This is a genomic window from Xanthomonas pisi DSM 18956 (assembly GCF_001010415.1).
GTDB classification, from domain to species: domain Bacteria; phylum Pseudomonadota; class Gammaproteobacteria; order Xanthomonadales; family Xanthomonadaceae; genus Xanthomonas; species Xanthomonas pisi.
The window spans coordinates 1-18,298 of the sequence record NZ_JPLE01000084.1; the positions used below are offsets into that span (position 1 = coordinate 1).

Here is an 18,298-nt window from a genome sequence, read left to right on the forward strand (position 1 = left end):
TGCTTGATCTGCGCATCGCTCCTGCCGGCCTGCAGTTGCGAGAACACCTGATGCCGCAGGTCGCGGGCTAGGCTGGCATTGGAATCGGCCAGGTTCTCGTTCTGGCACACCAGGCAACGCAGCTGTGCGGTCAGCTGCTGAAAGCGCGCCTCTTCGCTGCGGTCCTTGAACGGCAGCGGGTCCACTGCCTGCGCCTGGACGCAGGGCGCGAGCACCAGACCGAGCAGCAGCAGCACCAGCAGCAGGCGCAGCTTGCGTGCCTGCCGACGCCGATGCGCCTGAAACACGCCGTAAGCCCGCATCACGGTGCCCCCTTGGGCAGAGCGGCGATGGCGGGCAGCAACTCCTGGTTGATGACGTCGGGCGTGAGCACGCCGATGTGTTTGTAGCGGATCACGCCTTGCGCATCGATCAGGAAGCTTTCCGGCGCGCCATAGACGCCGAAATCGATGGCGGTCTGGCCGGCCTCGTCGGCGATCACCACGGCGTAGGGATTGCCCAATCGTGCCAGCCAGGCGGTCGCATCGGCCGGCGCGTCCTTGTAGTTGTAGCCGATCAAGGGCACCCCGAGCCGGCTGGCCTGCGCCATCAGCACCGGATGCTCGTGCACGCACTCGGCGCACCAGCTGCCGAACACGTTGAGCACATAGGGCTTGCCCAGCAGTTGCGCACCGGTGAGGTGCTGGTCGGGTGCGTCCAGCCGCGGCAGCGAAAACGCCGGTGCCGGTTTGCCGATCAACGGCGAGGGCACATCGCGCGGATTGTGCTGCATGGTCCAGTAGATGCCGAAACCGAACAGCGCGGCGACCAACAGGAACGCCAGCAACGGCAGCATGCGCTTCACGGGTGCGACTCCTGCGCGATGAGGCGCGCATCGTAGGCGGGCGATGCAGCGGTATTGCCTGCAGACACCGGCGCGCGAAAGCGCCGCGCGCAGGCGCTGACGAAGCCGCCCAGCATCATCAACAGGCCGCCGGCCCAGATCCAGCGGATGAAGGGCTTGTAGTACAGCCGCAAGGTCCAGTCGTGTTCGATGTGCTGATCGTCCAGTGGCTCGCCCAGCGCGACATACAGATCGCGGGTGATGCCGGGATCGATCGCTGATTCGGTCTGGATGCGTTCGCTGCTGTACAGGCGTTTTTGCGGATGCAGTTGCGCAATCACCCTGCCATCGCGACTGACCTGCACGCTGCCTTGTTCGGCCTTCCAGTTCGGCCCGTCGACCAGCTGCACGCCGTCGAAGCGGAACGCGTAGCCGGCGATGTCCGCGCTCTGGCCGGGCGACAGCCGCACGTCGCGTTCGACCGACAGGCTGTCGGACACCAGCACGCCGGCGACGAACACCGCCACGCCGGCATGCGCGATCAACATGCCGGCCATCTCTGCCGGAAAACGCCGCCCGCGCGGCATCTCGCGCCAACGTTTGTGGACGTACAGCGCGGTGCCTGCGGCGACCCATGCCGCCACGCCAATACCGGCAATGGCCTTGGCCTGACCCTCGGCAAACAGGCTGCCGACCAGCGCGCAGGCGATCGCGGCGATGCCGGCGCGCGTGCCCAGCGCCTTCAGCGGTGCGCCGTCGGCCTGGCCCCAGCGCAGGTACGGGCCGAACGGCAGCAACAGCACCACCGGCAACATCAGCAACGGGAACAACAGGCCGAAATACGGCGGCCCCACCGACACCTTGCCCAGGCCGAAGGCATCGGCGATCAGCGGGAACAAGGTGCCCAGCAACACCATCGCCGCAGCCACGGTGAGCAAGAGATTGCCGATCAGGATGGCGGTTTCGCGCGAGGCGGCGGCAAACGGTTTGCCGCTGGCGATCCTGGGTGCGCGCAGCGCGTACAGCAGCAATGAGCCGCCCACCACCGCGACGAGGAAGATCAGGATGTACAGCCCGCGTCGCGGGTCGGCAGCGAAGGCATGCACCGAGGTCAGCACGCCCGAGCGCACCAGGAAGGTGCCCAGCAACGACAGCGAGAACGCCAGGATCGACAGCAGGATGGTCCACGCACGCAGGCTGCCGCGTTTTTCGGTGACTGCCTGGGTGTGGATCAACGCCGTGCCCACCAGCCACGGCATGAAGCTGGCGTTTTCCACCGGGTCCCAGAACCACCAGCCGCCCCAGCCCAGTTCTGCGTACGCCCACCAGCTGCCGGCCACGATGCCGGCGGTGAGGCAGGCCCAGGCCACATTGGTCCACGGCCGCGCCCAGCGTACCCAGGCCTGTTCCAGTTCGCCGCCCAGCAGCGCCGCCACCGCAAACGCGAAGGCCACCGAGAAACCGACATAGCCGGTGTACAGCACCGGCGGATGGAAGGTCATGCCGGGGTCCTGCAACACCGGATTGAGCTCGTTGCCGTCCAGCGGAATCGGCGACAACCGCCCGAACGGATTGGAGGTCAGCAGGATGAAGGCCAGAAAGCCCACCGACACCAGACCCAGTACCGCCAGCACGCGTGCGGCGAATTGCTGCGGCAGATGCCGGCTGAAGGCCGCCAGCAACACGGTCCACGTCGCAAGGATGGCGATCCACAGCAGCAACGAGCCTTCGTGCGCGCCCCATACCGCGGCAAAGCGGTAGTACCAGGGCAGGGCGATGTTGGCGTTGGCAGCGACATAGCCCACCGAAAAATCCAGCGACAGCAGCGACCAGGCGAGCAGGCCGAATGCCATCCAGACGAACACTGCCTGGCCCACCGCTGCCGGCCGCGCAATGCCCATCAGGGCGGTATTGCCGCGCCAGGCACCGATCAGCGGCAACACGCCCTGGGCAAGCGAAAGCAGCAGCGCCAGGATCAGTGCGATCTGGCCGAGTTCAGGCGTCATGGGTACGTCGCAACGTGCGGCAGGAAGAGGTCATCGCGTGAGCGCGGTGCAGCCGATGCCGCATCAACGCGGCGCGGCCAGCGGCGCGGCGGTGGCGGGGATCGGCTTGCCGACATGGCCTTCGGCCATCGCGTCCTTGAGTTCCTTGGGCATGTAGGTTTCGTCGTGTTTGGCCAGTACTTCGTTGGCGACGAAACGCCCGCCCTGCATGCGCCCGTTGGCGATCACCGATTGGTTGTCGCGGAACAGGTCCGGCAGGATGCCGGTGTATTCGACCCGGGTGGCCGCATTCTTGTCGATGACGGTGAAGCTGACTTTCAGCGAGTCGCTGGCGCGCTGGATCGAGCCGGCCTTGACCATGCCGCCGAGACGGAATTGCTGGTAGCTGGCCGCTTCGCCGGCGCGGACCTGGCTGGGCGTGAACAGGTAGCTCATGTTCCGCTGCAGCGCCAGTACGATCAGCGTCACGGCGAGCGCGGCGGCGGCGATCACGCCGAGCACCAGCCACAGGCGTTGTTTGCGCGTGGCATTCATGGTGCGTCGCGCTCCAGCGATGGCGCGGGTTGATCGCGCAGGCGCCGCGGGGTTTGCCGCTGCAACTGGCCACGCAGTTCGCGCGGCAGACGCCGGCGTCGCAACCACGGCGCTGCCAGGTCGGCCAGGAGCACCAGCACGAACAACGCATACGACGTCCACACGTACTGGCCGTAGCCGCCCATCGCCAAAAAGGTGCTCATGCCGTGCGTTCCGTCAACACGATGCGGCGGGCCCAGTCCTTGCCGCTTTCCAGCGCCAGCAGGTCCACGCGCACGCGGCCGAACAGGCTGGCGATGTAGTAGCACTTGGTGGCGAGCATCATGGTCAGCAGCGGCCACAGCATGTCCGCGCCCATCTTGGACGGGCCGAGCAGACGCACGGTGGAGCCCTGGTGCAGCGTGTTCCACCAGACCACCGAGTAATGCACGATGGGCAGATTCACCAGGCCGACCAGCGCAAGCAGGCCGGCCGCACGCATCGCCTGACGGCGGTCTTCCACCGCGTGGTACAGGCCCAGCACGCCCAGATACAGAAACAGCAGCAGCAGCTCCGAGGTCAGCCGCGCGTCCCAGGTCCACCAGGTGCCCCACATCGGCTTGCCCCACAGCGAGCCGGTGCACAAGGTGATGAAGGTAAACGCCGCACCGATCGGTGCCGAGGCCATGGTCACCACTTCGGCGAGCTTGATCCGCCACACCAGCGCGATGAACGCGGACACGCCCATCGCTGCGTAGATGAAAAGGCTCATCCAGGCGCTGGGCACGTGGATGAAGATGATGCGGTAGGCATCGTGCTGCTGGTAATCCGGCGGCGCCAGCACCAGCCCGCCGTAAGCGGCGACTGCGCCGAGCAGCAGCGCCAGCGCCAGCGCCCACGGGCGCACCGCACCGGCAAAGCGGTAGAACATCGGCGGCGAGCTGAGCTTGTGCAGCCACAACGGGATCCACTTGGCCATGCCGGTGTCGTCAGTTGGAATGTTTGGAAGGCGACAGCGCATCGACTGCAGCGCCGGCGTTGACCTGCAACTGGCCGTCGGAGACCTTGCTGGTGCGCTGCAGGAGCTCGCGCAACGCCGCGGCGTCCATCGACGGCGACAGCGACAGCAGCAGCGCGGCCATGCCGCTGACATGCGCGGTGGCCATCGACGAGCCGGAGGTGAAGTCGTAACGCCCGTTCGGCTGGGTGGTCAGGATGTCCTTGCCCGGCGCGCTGAGCACGCCCGGCATGGCCGCGCTGGCGCTGCTGCTGCGTACCACCAGCACGCCCGGCACATCGTTGGGAAAGCCGTCCAGTCGCCCATTCGGCGGCATCGCCGCCACCACGATGCGGCCCTGCTGCACCAGATGGGTGAGCATCTTGCTCAGCAGCGGGTCGGCCGGGCCGCCCAGGCTCAGGTTGACCACGCGTGCGGAGCTGTTGTTGATCGCCGCCAGCGCCTTGGCCAGGGTAAAGGTGTTGCAGCGTGCGGTGGCGCCAACCGTGGGCGCGTACCAGCACGCCTTGTAGACGCTCAGCATGGCCTTGGGCGCCATGCCGACGATGCCTTGATGGTTGTTGCTGCCGGCGGCGATGATCCCGGCCACCTCGGTGCCGTGCGAATCGCTGCTGGTCATGCCCGGCTTGTCGTCGACCAGGTCGTGTACCTCGCGGATGCGCGCCTTCAGATCGGGGTGGGCGATGTCCACGCCGGTATCGACCACCGCCACCACCACACCGCGGCCCTGGGTGACGGCCTGGGCGCTGGCGGCATCGGTGTCGATGAAACCGCGTTGCATGTCCACGTACGGGTCGTTGTAGCCGGACAACGGCGTGGTCTTCTCCGCCGCATCGGCCGAAAACACCGCAAAATCCTGCACCGGCTGCACCAGCTCCACGCCTTCGTCGTTGGCCAGTTCGGTAACCAGCTCATCGCGCGATACACCTGGTGGCGGCTGCAGCACGGCGCAATACAGGCCCAGCGAGGTGATCGGCCAGCCGGAGACTTCGCGCAGCTTGTACCGCTGCTTGATGGCTTCCATGCGCACCGCTGCCTTCTGGCCGGCCCCGTAGTAGCTGGACGCGTAGCCGATCAGGCTGGAGCCGGCACGTGCCGGCGGTGCGCTGAGCGGATTGGCGACCGCCAGCAGGATGTCGCGGCTGCTGTCGGGTGTGTGCGCATCGGCGGGCGCAGGAACGGTACCGGCGTCCTGCGCCTGCACGTTGCCGTGCAGGCCCGGTCCGGTCAGTGCGAGCAGCAGGCCGATGGCGAGGAAACGGCTCATGGGGCGGAGATGACCTCGGCCAGCCGGATGCCCGGATTGGCGCGCAGTTGCTGCACGGTCCGCTGCGGCTGAGCCGGCGGCTGCGGCGCGGCAGGTACCACGGTGTAGGCACCCATGTCGTTGGGCCCGCCGATCACCTGCAGCTGCTGCGCATGCAGCAGGCGGTCCCAGTCGGCCACGGTCATGCTGGCGTTTGGCACCACGCGGATGGCGCCTTGCGGCACCGGCAGCGCGGTGGCGCTGCTGAGCGTGCGGTAGTCGTGCGACTGCGCCGGCGCCGGCGAAGCCAGCTTGATGCCCATGACACCCAGGCCGATGGCCTGAACCAACGCGGCAGCGGCCAGTGCACGGACGGTCCAGCTACCGGAGCGACGTGCGGCCGGCGCCGGTGCGACGCGGACCTCGGGCGCGTCCAGGCGGCCGAGCAGGCGTTGCAGGCCGGCGTTGGCGTCCAGCGTGACCGCACACGGCAGCGCCAGCGCCTGGCGCAGGCGGGTTTGCTGGGCGAACTCGGCGCTGCACGAGGCGCATTTGGCCACGTGCGCGATCAGCCAGGCGTTTTCTTCTTCGGTGGCGCTGTCCAGTAGCACCGCCGGCATCAGTTCCCAGGCGTGCGAGCATTCCTTGCCAGGCGCGATGAAAAACGTCTTCATTGCAGGGTCTCCGTGTAAGGGGTGTTGCCGGCCAGGCCGGGCAGCACATTGCGTAATTTGACCCGCGCATGAAACAGCCGGGCTTTGATCGTGCCCACCGGGCACTGCATGATTTCGGCGACTTCTTCCAGCTTGTGGCCGACGCCGTAGACCAGTTCGATGACCAGGCGCTGATCCGGCGACAGCCGTTCCATGCCCTTGTCCAGCCAGTCGCGCAGTTCGCGGTCGTCGTTGTCGTCGGCGCTGGGGGCGTGGTCTTCCACCACCGCGGTGTCGTCGATCGCTTCGCCGTCGTGCTGGCGCAGGCATTTGAGCCCGCAGCGGTAGGCGATGCCCATGATCCAGGTCGACACCTGCGAGTCGCCGCGGAAGTCGCCGGCCTTTTGCCAGGCGATCCAGAAGCAGTCGTTGATGGCTTCTTCGATGATGTCCGGGCGGCGCGTCAGGCGCGACAGGAACCGACACAGGCGGCCGTGGTAGCTGTGGTACATGGTCGCCAGGGCGTCGCGATCGCCCGCTGCCATGCGGCGTAACAGCATGCGGTCGGTGGCATCGCCAAGGGTATCGGAGTCATTCATCAAAGCAGACATGGCGTTAGACACCTCTAGGTGCCCGCAGGCGGAGAAAAGGTTGCGTTTGGATCAGAAACTGCGGGAAACCATGCCCACCCACTGCAATTCGCCGGGGCCGCCCTGCGCCCGGGGGGTATTGCTGCTTGTCAGTACCCGGTCCAGCTTCACGCTCCATGCCGCGCGGCTCCACTTCAGGCCCAGTTGCCCATACCGATAGCGGCCGGAACTCTCAGCGCCGTAGGTCATCGCCGGGAACTCGGAGATGCCGGCGCCGGCCGACAGGCTGAAATCCCCGGTCAGCGGCACGTTGGCGGTGACGTCGATCGCCATGTTCCACGGCGAGCGTTGCGCGCGGGGGAAATTGAACCTGGAGAGCGAGAAGGTGAGCGTGTCGCGATAGGACCAGGCCAGGCTGGCTTCCTGGCGGTCGAAGGTGCGCGACTGGCGGTCGGCCGGATAGGCGTAATACAGCAGGCTGGCCTGCATCTGCCAGCGATCGCCCAGCATCCAGCCCCGCGCGCCCTGCAACGTGAGCGCCACCGGCTTGCTGAAGGAGGGCGATTGCAGCGCCGCGGAGGCCGACACCGACCAGCCGGGCGCGGGCAGCCAATAGCCGGCCGCCTGCAAGGTGGCGCGATTGGGTGCGATGGAGATGCCGCGGTCGATCAGGGTGGACGCCACCGCCACTGCGCCGCCGACGTTGTCTGCCAATGCGCTCGCGCTGGTGCCCATGACCAGCGCGAGCAGTAATGCGCGACGTATCGCCAGGCGGCGCTGCAGGACCCGCCGACAGTGTCGGCAGCGGCGGGACAGGCAGTGCGACCCCGGCAAGCGGGGCGGGCGCGGCTGTCCTGCCGAGCCGCCCGCAGGCCACGGCTGCCCGTCGCAGACGCCATGGCGTCGCGGTCGGGAAGGGGGCTGCTGGGCGGACGAAGCGTTCAACAAGGGCGGGGCGTGGACCGTGGCGGTGCGCGATGGTGACCCATCACGCTGGGCGAGACCGCCCCATGTGTGGCGGTTCCGTCCGTATACGCGAAGGGTTCGTGTCAGGCAACGCGGGACCGTGCACCTGTGCAGGTGCAGCGGTGACCTGGCTGCAGGCCGCGGACACTGCGGCCGGCGTGATGTACCGGGCTTGAAGCGATCCTCACAATGGCGCGGGTTTCGTTCAGGCCGGCGCAGGCGATTCCTGCGTCCGGCCCGCACCCGGTCCGCTCGCACCCTGCGTGCCGTCCCGGCCGGTGCCGCCAGCGCGTGCCGGCCAGTCCTCAATGCAGGGTATTGAGGTAAGCGATCAGCGCGTCCAGTTCCTTTTCGTCTTCGAGCCCTTCGTACTTCATCTTCGTATTCGGCAAGGTGGCCTTGGAATCCTTCTTGAGGAAGTCCTTGAGGCTGGCGGTATCCCAGGTGCGCTTGCCGGCCTTGAGCTCGGCCGAGTAGCCGCTGAAGTCGGCTACGGTCCCGGCGGGACGGTTGACGATGCCGAACAGGGAGGGGCCTTTCTTGTTCTTGCCTTGCGTCGCGCTGTGGCACTCGGCGCATTCGCTGATGAACACGCTCTTGCCATCGGCGGCACGTGCCGAGCCGGGCAGCAGTGCGCCGGCCAGCAACAGGCCGGCCAGCTGCGTGCATAACAGTGTGGTGTGGAATGACTTCATGGGGGTCCTTACGCGTGGGGAATCAGAACGTCAGATTGACCGACATGGTGAAGCTGTCCAGATCGCGCGGGTTGGTGATCGGCGGGCCGCGGAACACGTTGGACGTGCTGCCGTTGAACTTGTCGAACCGGAACCAGCCGGCCGACAGGCGCAGGTTGGCGATCGAGGTATAGGTGCCTTCCTTGCCGAACGGGGTCCAGTACAGAAGGATCAGGTTGCTGGTGGTGTCCGGAATGCCCACCGGCGAGTAACGCGCCGCATCGAACGAGCCGGTGTTGATCATGTGCGCGGCCAGCACGCCATAGGTCTGCTTGTAGGCGTAGTTCACGCTGAAGGTCTGATCGCGCACGCTGCCACGGTCCAGCGCGGGCATGGTCGGGTCGGAAGGAATCAGCGGGCTGCCGTACTTGCGGCGTTCGTAGATGTTGACGTAGGCCAGCGACGCCACGTGTTCGCGCGTGCCCAGGAACTGATAGGTCAGGTCGTAGCCGAAGTCGGTGAGGTCGTCGCTGGGTCCGTTGCGCGGACGCTGGCGGCGCGTGTTGAGCGCGGTCAGGCCGACCGAGAAGAACTGCCGCTTCATGTCCTTCATATAGGCAAGACGCGCATAGCTGGTGTCGCTGAGCTTGCCCGGGTCGCCGTTGATCGGCCAGCCGAGGCGATCCTGCGCAGACGGCGACAACGCGCTGTAGCTGCCCACTTCGCCGTACCAGTTGCGGTTGTACAGCCCGTACACGCTGGCACCGATGACGCGGTTGGACAGCGACGAGGAGCTGAGCATGGTGGACGCGCCGCCGTTGGAGGCCGGCGTCAGCGTGGAGGCATTGGGCAACACATGGATCGGGTCGGAGATGCCCGGGTTGTTGTTGACGCTGACGCCGATCATGGTGTCCTTGCCGGCCATCTGGAACGGCTTGCTGACAAAGCGCAGATCCACATCGTCCAGGCGGGTGTCGAAGGTGGCGTTGCCGCTGTTGTTGGAGCGGATCTTGGAATAGCCGCCGATGTTGTCGTTGACCCGGCCGGCCAGATACAGGTCGGCCTGGGTCAGCCGCGCGGTGCTGTCGCCGCGGCTGGGGTTGCTGCGCGCCCAGGTGAGCTGGCCGGACACCGGAATCTTGGTGCCCTCGCCATTGGTATCGGTGAAGCCGCCCAGCTTGAAGCGCATGCCGTAGGGCGTGAGCGAGGGACCGTAGGAGCCGATATGGCAGTCCGCGCACGAAGAACCGGTCTGGCGGGCGAACGAGGGAATCGCCTGTGCCTGCGTACTGGCCAGCAGCAGCAACGGGCCGGACACGCATAACAAGGACGTCAGGGAGGCGGTGCGCGATGCGTTGACACGGCGCGAAGCAGGCTGGGAGAGATGCATGGAAAGTCCTTGTTCGACGGTGCGGGGTTCAACGGAGAAAGAGCGGACCAGGGCGAGGGAGGTACGAGGACTCATGCGCGCTTGCCCGGCAGTACGCGGTACAGCAGGCCATCGCGCAGCACCAGGTGATGCCACAGCGCGGCGCCGATATGCAGCAGCACCAGGGCCAGCAGCGCCCAGGCGGCATTCAAGTGCCACACGCCCAGGGTGTCGCCCAGATCCGGATCTGCCTCGATGAGGTTCGGCAGCGCCACACCGAACAGGTAGACCGTCTTGCCGAACGCGTTGCTCAGCGACCAGCCGATCAACGGCAAGGCAAGCATCAGCCCGTACATCGCCAGATGGGTGCCGCCTGCAGCCAGGCGAGTGATCAAAGATGCGGGCGGGCCGGGTGGCAGCCTGCGCAGCCGTAGCCGCAGGCCGACGCGCAACACGAACAGCAGCAACACCATCAGGCCGAAATGGCGATGGCCCTCGAGCAGCCATTGGCGCAATGCGCGGCCATCGAGCTCGGCGCGCAGCAGAATGAGGCTGGCCGCCATCACCAGGCACAGCACGGTGAGCCAGTGCAGCACGCGCATCGGCTTGGGCAAGGGCGTGACCCGTGCGGCGGGCGCCGCGGGCGTGGCGGGGGGCAGCGTTGTGGCGCTGCCGGTGGCTGCCGTGTCGGGCGCCTGGGGGGATGAATGCATCTGGGTGGTGTCCTCACCGGTGGTGGTCGTTGGTTCCGGCAGCGCGTGCTGCGCTGCCGGGCCTGGCTCCCCACGCCGGCCGGAACTGCGGCCAGGTGAACGTGCACCGATATGTGCGGCGCTACCGCTGAAAGGTTGCATGGCCACAACGAATTTTTATCGTGCCGGAGCGCGCTCGGCGTGCGATTGCGCTTGTGCGCACGTCACTTCGCAGTGCAGTGACCTGGCGCAACCTTTCGCGCATCCCGGCGCACTCAGGCATGTCGCACTACGTGCAGTCAGCGGTTACGCCCCGGAACCATGGCCTTCGAACCCATCCAGTTGCATACCCACGGCGACGATCGCGGCCTGCTCATTTCGTTGGAGCAGGAGCGCAACGTGCCATTCGAGATACGCCGCGTGTATTACCTGTTCGGTACCCGCAGCGGCGTGCACCGTGGTCAGCACGCGCACCGCCGGCTCAATCAGCTTGCGGTGGCCCTGCATGGCTCGGTGACGATCCTGCTGGACGAAGGCAAGGGCGATGGTCCGACCGAAGTGACCTTGAACGATCCCTCGCAAGGCCTGCTGCTGGGCCGCATGGTCTGGCGCGACCTGCACCAATTCAGCCCCGACTGCGTGCTGATGGTGCTGGCCGACCAGTTCTACGACCCAGGCGATTACATCCTCGATTACGACCAGTTCCTGGGCGAAGTGCGTGGGGACCATCGCCTGGATGCATGCAGGCTGGAGGCATGAGCTTGCGCAAACCTTTGGTGATCGTCGGGGCGGGCGAGTTTGCGCAGATCGCTTGCGAATACTTTCAGCACGATAGCGACTACGACGTGGTCGCCTTCAGTGTGGAGCGCGATTTCCTGCTGCGGCCCACCCTGGCCGAACTGCCGGTGGTGGCCTACGAGGAGCTCGAGCAACGCTATCCGCCCGCGCAGTACGCGGTATTCGTCGCGATTCCGGCGACGCAATTGAACCGCTTGCGCATGCGCTTCTACGAAGACGTAGTGCGCCGCGGCTACCGCTGCGCCACGTATGTCAGCTCGCGTGCGTTCGTCTGGCGCAATGCACAGATCGGCGCCAACAGTTTCATCTTCGAAGGCAATGTCATCCAGCCGTTTACCCGTATCGGCGACAACTGCATCTTGTGGAGCGGCAACCATATCGGCCATCGCACCGTGGTGCAGGACCACGTGTTCATCGCCTCGCACGCGGTCATTTCCGGCTATTGCGAGATCGGCAGCGGCAGCTTCGTCGGCGTCAACGCCACATTGAGCGACAAGGTGCGTATTGCCGCGGACAACATCATCGGTGCCGGTGCATTGGTGACGCGACATACCGAGGCCGGGCGTGTGTACGTTGGTTCGCCCGCGCGCGCGGTGGCCGGCAGGTCCAGCTTCGACGTGGAGCTCTGAGGCCGTGTTTACCTGGACCAAGCGCGGGCTGGTATTCGATGTCGCGCGCGATGGCGTGGGCGGCTGGATGCAGCACGCGGCGCTGACGCCGACGCCGTACCGCTTGTCCGCGCAGGTGTTGCGCGTGTATGCCGGCTTTCGCGACAGCCAGGGCGTGAGCCGGATCGGCTATGTGGATGTGCGCGCCGATGCGCCCACACAGATCGTCGGTGTGAGCAAGCTGCCGGTGCTGGACATCGGGCGCGATGGCTGCTTCGACGACAACGGCATGATCCTGGGCGACGTGGTCGCCGGCCCGGACGGCTTGTACATGTTCTATGTGGGCTTCCAGCTGGTGGCCAAGGCGAAGTTTCTGGCGTTCACGGGCCTGGCGATCTCGCGCGATGGTGGCGAGACGTTTCAGCGGACTCGGCAAACCCCGCTATTGGACCGCGCCCCTGGCCGCAGCACGATCGCGGCGGTGCATTCGGCACGTTACGAAGATGGACGCTGGCGTCTGTGGTACGCAGTGGGCGACGATTGGGAAGACATCGGTGGTCGCCCGTATCCGCGTTACCACATCCGCTATGTGGAAACCGACGACCTGCGCTGCATTCCGCTTGCCGACAGCGTGTGCCTGCGTCCGCGCGATGACGAATACCGCATCGGACGCCCGCGCGTGTACCGGCTGGACGAGCGCTACCTGATGTACTTCACCCGCGGCGACACCCGTGGCGGCTACTTTCCCGGTGTCGCGTTCAGCCGCGATGGCGTGCACTGGGAGCGCAACGATGCTGCGCTGGGCCTGCAGTTGTCAGCCGAGGGGTGGGACGCGCAGACGCTGTGCTACCCCGCATTGATCCAGCAGGGCGAGTGTGTGCTGATGTTCTACAACGGCAACGCGATGGGCCAGGCCGGCTTCGGACTGGCCGATGCCGCGTTGCCGGTGGAGCTGCAGGGCTGTCATGTATTCGGTTAGGCCCTACGTTGCCGGCGATACGCTCGCCTGGGATGCGTTGGTGGCGTGTTCGCGCAATGGCAACCTGTTGCATCGGCGCGGCTACATGGACTATCACGCCGACCGCTTCGTGGATGCCTCGTTGTTGGTGGAACGTGGCGGCGAGGTGCTCGCAGTGTTTCCTGCCAGCGTGCAAGGCGATTGCGTCAGCAGCCATGCCGGGCTCACCTACGCCGGGCTGGTGTCGTCGATGGCCATGCGGGCCAGTGCCACCCTGCAGGTGTTGCAACAGATCGCGGTGCATTACCGCGCAGGCGGCATACGCGAGCTCGTCTACAAGCCGGTGCCGCATGTGTTTCATGCCTACCCGGCGGAAGAAGAGCTGTATGCGTTGCATCGGGTGGGCGCGCAGCTGTATCGACGCGATCTGTCGTCGGTGATTGCCTTGCGCCAGCCGTTTGCCTTCAGCGCCGAGCGGCGACGCTCGATCGCCAAGGCGCGCAAGGCCGGCGTGCACATCCAGACCGGCACCACGCTGGACGCATTTCATGCACTGCTGAGCGAGGTGCTGCAGCGGCATGGCGTGGCGCCCACGCATCGGCTGGACGAACTGCAGTTGCTGCAGGGCCGGTTTCCGCACCACATCGTGCTGCACGAGGCACGCGCCGATGGACAGCTGGTGGCCGCCGCGCTGGTCTACGACTTCGGCCGCAGCGTGCACACCCAGTATCTGGCGGTGTCCGAGCGCGGGCGCCAGCTGGATGCGCTGAGCCTGCTGCTGGCCGAACTGATCACCCAGGTGTATGCGGCGCGTGACTACTTCAGTTTCGGCATTTCCACCGAGCATGGCGGGCAAGTGCTCAATGAAGGCTTGGTCGAACAAAAGGAGCGCTTCGGCGCACGTGCGGTTGTGCAGGACTTCTATCGATGGACCTTGTAATGGATGTGCCGTTCCTGGATTTGCGCGCGGTCAACGCACGCTACGCCGATGAACTCAAAACCGCGGCCGCGCGGGTGATCGATGCCGGCTGGTATGTACTCGGCCAGGAGCTGGCCGCATTCGAAGAAGAATTCGCCAGTTACTGCGGCGCGGCGCATGCGGTCGGCGTCGGCAACGGGCTGGACGCGTTGTCGCTGATCCTGCGCGGCTACCGCGAACTGGGCGTATTGCGCGAGGGCGATGAGATCATCGTGCCGGCCAATACCTTTATCGCGACCTTTCTGGCAATCAGCCAGAACCATCTGGTGCTGGTGCCGGTGGAGCCGGACCCGGCCACCTTCAACATGGACCCGGCGAGCGTGGAAAAAGCGATCGGGCCGCGCACCCGCGCCATCATGGCGGTGCATCTATACGGCCAGCTGGCCGACATGGCGGCACTGCAGACGCTGGCGCACCGCTACGGCTTGCTGCTGATCGAAGATGCCGCACAGGCGCACGGTGCAACGGCGCAATCCCGGCGCGCGGGGGCCTTCGGCGATGCTGCTGCGTTCAGCTTTTTTCCGACCAAGAACCTGGGCGCCTTGGGCGATGGCGGCGCAGTCGTCACCTCCGATGCGCGGTTGGCCGAGCGCATCCGCGCGCTGCGCAACTATGGTTCGGAGGTGAAGTACCACCATCTCTACCAGGGGGTGAACTCGCGCCTGGACGAGCTGCAGGCCGCCTTGTTGCGCGTCAAGCTGGGCTACCTGGACCAGGAGATCGCATTGCGGCGCGCGGTGGCACGACGTTATCTGCAAGGCATCGACAACCCCTTGATCGTCTTGCCGACGGTGGTCTGCGACGAGCAACATGTGTGGCATCTGTTCGTGGTGCGCAGCCCGCAGCGCGATGCGCTGCAGGCGCATCTGTTGCGCCATGGCATCCACACCCAGATTCATTACCCGGTGCCGCCGCATCGGCAGCCGGCCTACGCGACACTGGGCGATACCTGCCTGCCGATCAGCGAGCGCCTGCATGCCGAGGTATTGAGTCTGCCGATGGGCCCGGCACTGGATGCGGCATCGGTGGAGCGCGTGATCGCCGCCTGCCAATCGTTCGGCGCCGGCGCATGAATCTGGTGCGCAGCAGCGCCTACACCGGCGTCGCGACGCTGGCGAAATTGCTCGCTGCGCTGGTGGTGGTCAAGCTGGTGGCCGTGTATGCCGGGCCGCAGGGGGTGGGGCGGCTGGGCCAGTTTCTCAATCTGATGTCGGTGCTGGCAGTGCTGGCGGGCGGCGGCATCAGCGCCGGTATCGTCAAGTACGTCGCCGACTATCGTAACGACCCGCAGGCGCAGGCGCGGCTGCTCGGCGCGGCGCTGTGGTATGCGTGTTGTGCGTCCTGCGTGCTGGCGGTGCTGGCGGTGGTGTTCAGCGGCGTGCTTGCCGAGCGGCTGCTGGGCGATGTCGGCTACCGCCCGTTGATCTGCGTGCTGGCAGTGGCCCAATTGGGCATCGCGGTGGTCAACTACATTCTTGCGGTGATCAACGGTTTCATGGATGTGCGCCGCCTGGCCATCGTGCAGGTGAGCGGCGCGGCGATGAGCGTTGCGCTGGTGGCATGGCTGTCGGGCATGGCGCAGTTGCAGGGGGCATTGCTCGCACTGGTGCTTGGGCAGGTGATATGGCTGTTGGCGGGGGTGCCGGCCCTGCGACACAGCCCGTATTTTCGCCGCGAGATGTTGCGCCCGCGCTTCGATGCGGTGATGACGCGTCGGCTGGCGGCCTTTTCGGTGATGACGCTCACCTCCACCCTGGTGCCGCAGCTGGTGATCATTCTGGTGCGCGACCATCTTGTCGCCGGGTTCGGGTGGGAACAGGTGGGCTACTGGCAGGCGGTGAGCCGGGTGTCGGATGCCTACCTGCTGTTCTTCACCACCGCCATCAACGTGTATTACCTGCCCAAGCTGGCCTCGCTGGATACGCGTGCCGACCTGGGTCGCGAACTGCGCGCTGCATATCGTTACGTGATGCCGGCGGTGATCGTGATGGCATTGGGCGTGTATGTCTGCCGCGATTGGGTGACCTGGCTGCTGTTCGACCCGCAGTTTGCTGCGGCCGGGGCGCTCTATGGCCCACAGCTGGTGGGCGATGTGGTCAAGATCGCGGCCTTCGTGCTGTCGTATGTGATGTTGGCCAAGGCCATGACGCGCCTGTTCGTGGTATCCGAGTGTGTGTTTGCCGCCAGCTATCTGGGCTTGGTGTACCTGCTTACCGCGCACTTCGGGCTGATCGGTGCGATGTACGCCTTCGTTGCCAACTACGTGCTGTATCTGCTGTTCAATCTCGTGGTGGTGCGGCGCTATCTGGTGCAGCCGGCATGAACGAGCGGACGCAACCGGCAGGACGCGCGCGCTGGCCGTTGGTGTCGGTGCTGATCCCCGCGTTCAACCATGAGCGCTTCGTCCAGCGCTGCCTGGACAGCGTGTTGGAGGACCCGTACCCGTGCAAGGAGATCGTCATCATCGACGACGGCTCCAGCGATGCCACCGGCGAACGGATTGCGCAGTGGATCGCCGTCCACGGGCATCGGCTGCCGGTGCAGTTCGTACAGCGGGCCAATCGCGGCGTTGCGGCCACGCTCAACGAACTGGCGTTGCGTGCCAATGGCGAGTTTCTGCGTCTGGGTGCCAGCGACGACTATCTATTGCCCGGCGGGCTGGATGCGCAGGTGCGCTATCTGCGCGCGCATCCGCAGACGCTTGCGGTGATCGGCGATGCATGCGTGGTGGATCAACATGGCCGGCTGCTGCACGACAGCGCGATGCGCGACCTGCATGGGGTGGATGTCGATCTGTATCGCTCCGAGCAAGGCATCCGCCGCGCGGTGATCCGGCAATGGGCCGTCAGTGGTGCCGTCGCCTTGTTGCGCCGCGGTGCCTTCGATGCACGCAGTGGCTGGGACGAGGCACTGCGTATCGAAGACTGGGACTTCTTCCTGCGCCTGGCTGCGCGCAACGCGCTGGGATTCATCGATATGCAGGTCTGTGCGTATCGCTTGCACGGCAACAACCTCAGCAAGACGGCGGACGTGCCGGCACGTATCGCCAATCTGAGCGAGTCGCGACAGGTGGCACTGCGCTGCGCGGGCTTGTTCGATGAACCCGATCGCACGCTGTTGTATGCGCAATCGCGCTATATCGCCGCCAAGGTGGCGTTCTTGCAGCGTAGGCCACATGCGGTGATCGCTCACTTGCTGGCCTATGCGTGGTTGTGGCTGCCGGCCGCATGGCGGCCCAAGCCGGCGCGCAGTGCGACGGAGCCGGCATGAGCGCGTTGCTGCGACGGCCCGCAACCTACCTGGCATTGCCGATGCTGCTCAGCTGCGCATTGACGCTGCTGACCTATACGCTGCCCGACGGCTACGTCGATGGCATCGTGTTGCTGGCGATTGCGGCGACGGCGACCTTCGCACTCGATGCTGCGCTGCGCACCCGGTTGCCCGCAGTAGAGGAGTTCCGCCGTTACCGCTACGTCGGTACACGCGATGCGTTCGTGGCCATGACGTTGGCAGCGGTGGTGACGGTGTTCTGCATTGTCGACGTGGTGCTGTTTCCGATTCCGTTGTTCAGCGATCCATCGTCGTATGCCACCTTGAGCCCGTTGCGCTCGCATGTGCGGCATATCTCCAACATGTGCTGGATCCTGCCGCCGATTGCGTTGCTGTGTGTGCGCCATCGCGGCCTGCGTGCAGCAATGGTGGCGTTCGGGTTTGTATTCCCGATTGTGGTGATCGACCGCAACCGCATCTTTGCCGGGCTGTTTTCGTTCGTGCTGGTGATGCTGCTGCGCCGCGACCCGACGCGCGCGCTGCCGTGGAAGACCATCGGCGTGCTGGTACTGGCAGGCGCTGGCGTGTTCTCGGTACTCGGTGCGGTGCGTTCCGGCTCGCTGGCGACCGTGACATTGCCGTTCAGCGCGTTCTACCGTGCCATGCCGCAAGGCGTGCAATGGCTGCTGCTGTACATCAGTGCCGGGCCTTACAACTTTGGCGCCATCCTGGCCAAGGGGTACGAAAACGCCAGTTTTCTGGGCAACCAGCTGGTGCCGTTCAGTGGTTCGATCGCCACCGCCGGTACCGGCATTCCGTTGGATGCGCCCAACATCAATGTGGGCACCGAGTTCTTTCCGTTCCTGATGGCCTGGGGCGCACCGGGTGCATCGCTGGCGGTGTTGACGCTGTATGCAAGCCTGGTGTGGAGCGTGCGCCGGCTCAAGGGCTCGCTCTCGATTTTCCATGTACTGATCTTCCTGCGCATCGCCTACGCCTGCCTGATGTCGCCCTTCGCGCCCCAGGCGTTCACCTGGACCAACCTCGGCTTCATTGCGCTCTGCCTGGCGCTGCACGCCTGCACCGTGTTGTTGCCCACCCGACATCCAGCGCATCCGTCTGTCGCATAAGTGCG

At 65.9% G+C, this 18,298-nt stretch carries 21 protein-coding genes; 8 read left to right on the plus strand and 13 right to left on the minus strand.

The genetic code is table 11. From position 1 onward, the window contains the following. The 13 genes from Y887_RS16240 to Y887_RS16300 all read right to left on the minus strand — a co-directional run. Positions 1 to 302, minus strand: a 302-nt coding sequence (locus tag Y887_RS16240) for a cytochrome c-type biogenesis protein (RefSeq protein ID WP_046965339.1), incomplete at its 3' end; no start/stop codon positions are given. After that, on the minus strand, positions 302 to 844 hold the full coding sequence (locus Y887_RS16245) for a DsbE family thiol:disulfide interchange protein (protein ID WP_046965340.1): 543 nt from the start codon (positions 842 to 844) through the stop codon (positions 302 to 304). The genes Y887_RS16240 and Y887_RS16245, both read right to left, overlap by 1 nt. Then, positions 841 to 2,829, minus strand: coding sequence for a heme lyase CcmF/NrfE family subunit (locus tag Y887_RS16250; protein ID WP_046965341.1), 1,989 nt, complete (start codon positions 2,827 to 2,829; stop codon positions 841 to 843). Before Y887_RS16250 ends, Y887_RS16245 begins: the two co-directional genes overlap by 4 nt. A gap of 63 nt (positions 2,830 to 2,892) precedes the next feature. Then, positions 2,893 to 3,363, minus strand: coding sequence for a cytochrome c maturation protein CcmE (gene ccmE / locus Y887_RS16255; protein ID WP_046965342.1), 471 nt, complete (start codon positions 3,361 to 3,363; stop codon positions 2,893 to 2,895). Then, positions 3,360 to 3,566 (minus strand): heme exporter protein CcmD, encoded by a 207-nt coding sequence (ccmD, locus tag Y887_RS16260; protein ID WP_046965343.1) that lies wholly within the window; start codon positions 3,564 to 3,566, stop codon positions 3,360 to 3,362. Before ccmD ends, ccmE begins: the two co-directional genes overlap by 4 nt. Next, on the minus strand, positions 3,563 to 4,321 hold the full coding sequence (ccmC, locus tag Y887_RS16265; protein WP_046965344.1) for a heme ABC transporter permease CcmC: 759 nt from the start codon (positions 4,319 to 4,321) through the stop codon (positions 3,563 to 3,565). Before ccmC ends, ccmD begins: the two co-directional genes overlap by 4 nt. 10 nt (positions 4,322 to 4,331) lie before the next feature. Then, complete coding sequence (locus Y887_RS16270; RefSeq protein ID WP_046965345.1) at positions 4,332 to 5,627, minus strand: S8 family serine peptidase; 1,296 nt, start codon at positions 5,625 to 5,627, stop codon at positions 4,332 to 4,334. After that, positions 5,624 to 6,280, minus strand: coding sequence for an anti-sigma factor family protein (locus Y887_RS16275; RefSeq protein WP_046965346.1), 657 nt, complete (start codon positions 6,278 to 6,280; stop codon positions 5,624 to 5,626). The genes Y887_RS16270 and Y887_RS16275 overlap by 4 nt, the downstream gene beginning before the upstream one ends. Beyond that, on the minus strand, positions 6,277 to 6,870 hold the full coding sequence (locus Y887_RS16280; RefSeq protein WP_181112882.1) for a sigma-70 family RNA polymerase sigma factor: 594 nt from the start codon (positions 6,868 to 6,870) through the stop codon (positions 6,277 to 6,279). The genes Y887_RS16275 and Y887_RS16280 overlap by 4 nt, the downstream gene beginning before the upstream one ends. Before the next feature lie 51 nt (positions 6,871 to 6,921). After that, complete coding sequence (locus Y887_RS16285; protein ID WP_046965348.1) at positions 6,922 to 7,584, minus strand: hypothetical protein; 663 nt, start codon at positions 7,582 to 7,584, stop codon at positions 6,922 to 6,924. Positions 7,585 to 8,120: 536 nt separating this feature from the next. Beyond that, the gene (locus Y887_RS16290; RefSeq protein WP_046965349.1) at positions 8,121 to 8,510 is read right to left on the minus strand and encodes a c-type cytochrome; all 390 of its coding nucleotides are present in this window, start codon (positions 8,508 to 8,510) and stop codon (positions 8,121 to 8,123) included. 22 nt (positions 8,511 to 8,532) lie between these two features. Next, the gene (locus Y887_RS16295) at positions 8,533 to 9,879 is read right to left on the minus strand and encodes a hypothetical protein (protein WP_046965350.1); all 1,347 of its coding nucleotides are present in this window, start codon (positions 9,877 to 9,879) and stop codon (positions 8,533 to 8,535) included. Positions 9,880 to 9,950: 71 nt separating this feature from the next. Further along, positions 9,951 to 10,571 (minus strand): cytochrome b, encoded by a 621-nt coding sequence (locus tag Y887_RS16300; RefSeq protein ID WP_084726076.1) that lies wholly within the window; start codon positions 10,569 to 10,571, stop codon positions 9,951 to 9,953. A gap of 300 nt (positions 10,572 to 10,871) precedes the next feature. On the opposite strand from Y887_RS16300, the gene Y887_RS16305 reads away from it, so the two are divergent. Genes Y887_RS16305 through Y887_RS16340 form a run of 8 tightly spaced genes read left to right on the plus strand, consistent with a single transcriptional unit; the run spans position 10,872 to position 18,293 of the window. Further along, a complete protein-coding gene (locus tag Y887_RS16305) occupies positions 10,872 to 11,309 on the plus strand; it encodes a sugar 3,4-ketoisomerase (protein WP_046965352.1) in 438 nt (145 codons plus the stop codon). Next, positions 11,306 to 11,977 carry an acetyltransferase gene (locus Y887_RS16310; RefSeq protein WP_046965353.1) on the plus strand — a complete coding sequence of 224 codons (672 nt, stop codon included), beginning with the start codon at positions 11,306 to 11,308 and terminating at the stop codon, positions 11,975 to 11,977. The genes Y887_RS16305 and Y887_RS16310 overlap by 4 nt, the downstream gene beginning before the upstream one ends. A 4-nt stretch (positions 11,978 to 11,981) precedes the next feature. Continuing rightward, on the plus strand, positions 11,982 to 12,935 hold the full coding sequence (locus Y887_RS16315) for a glycoside hydrolase family protein (RefSeq protein ID WP_046965354.1): 954 nt from the start codon (positions 11,982 to 11,984) through the stop codon (positions 12,933 to 12,935). Then, positions 12,922 to 13,854, plus strand: a complete 933-nt coding sequence (locus Y887_RS16320; protein WP_046965355.1) for a GNAT family N-acetyltransferase — start codon at positions 12,922 to 12,924, stop codon at positions 13,852 to 13,854. Before Y887_RS16315 ends, Y887_RS16320 begins: the two co-directional genes overlap by 14 nt. Next, positions 13,854 to 14,966, plus strand: coding sequence for a DegT/DnrJ/EryC1/StrS family aminotransferase (locus Y887_RS16325; RefSeq protein ID WP_046965356.1), 1,113 nt, complete (start codon positions 13,854 to 13,856; stop codon positions 14,964 to 14,966). The genes Y887_RS16320 and Y887_RS16325 overlap by 1 nt, the downstream gene beginning before the upstream one ends. Further along, positions 14,963 to 16,216 (plus strand): O-antigen translocase, encoded by a 1,254-nt coding sequence (locus tag Y887_RS16330; protein ID WP_046965357.1) that lies wholly within the window; start codon positions 14,963 to 14,965, stop codon positions 16,214 to 16,216. The genes Y887_RS16325 and Y887_RS16330 overlap by 4 nt, the downstream gene beginning before the upstream one ends. After that, positions 16,213 to 17,163 carry a glycosyltransferase gene (locus Y887_RS16335; RefSeq protein WP_046965358.1) on the plus strand — a complete coding sequence of 317 codons (951 nt, stop codon included), beginning with the start codon at positions 16,213 to 16,215 and terminating at the stop codon, positions 17,161 to 17,163. The genes Y887_RS16330 and Y887_RS16335 overlap by 4 nt, the downstream gene beginning before the upstream one ends. Next, positions 17,160 to 18,293 (plus strand): hypothetical protein, encoded by a 1,134-nt coding sequence (locus Y887_RS16340; protein WP_046965371.1) that lies wholly within the window; start codon positions 17,160 to 17,162, stop codon positions 18,291 to 18,293. Before Y887_RS16335 ends, Y887_RS16340 begins: the two co-directional genes overlap by 4 nt. Positions 18,294 to 18,298: the final 5 nt, after the last annotated feature.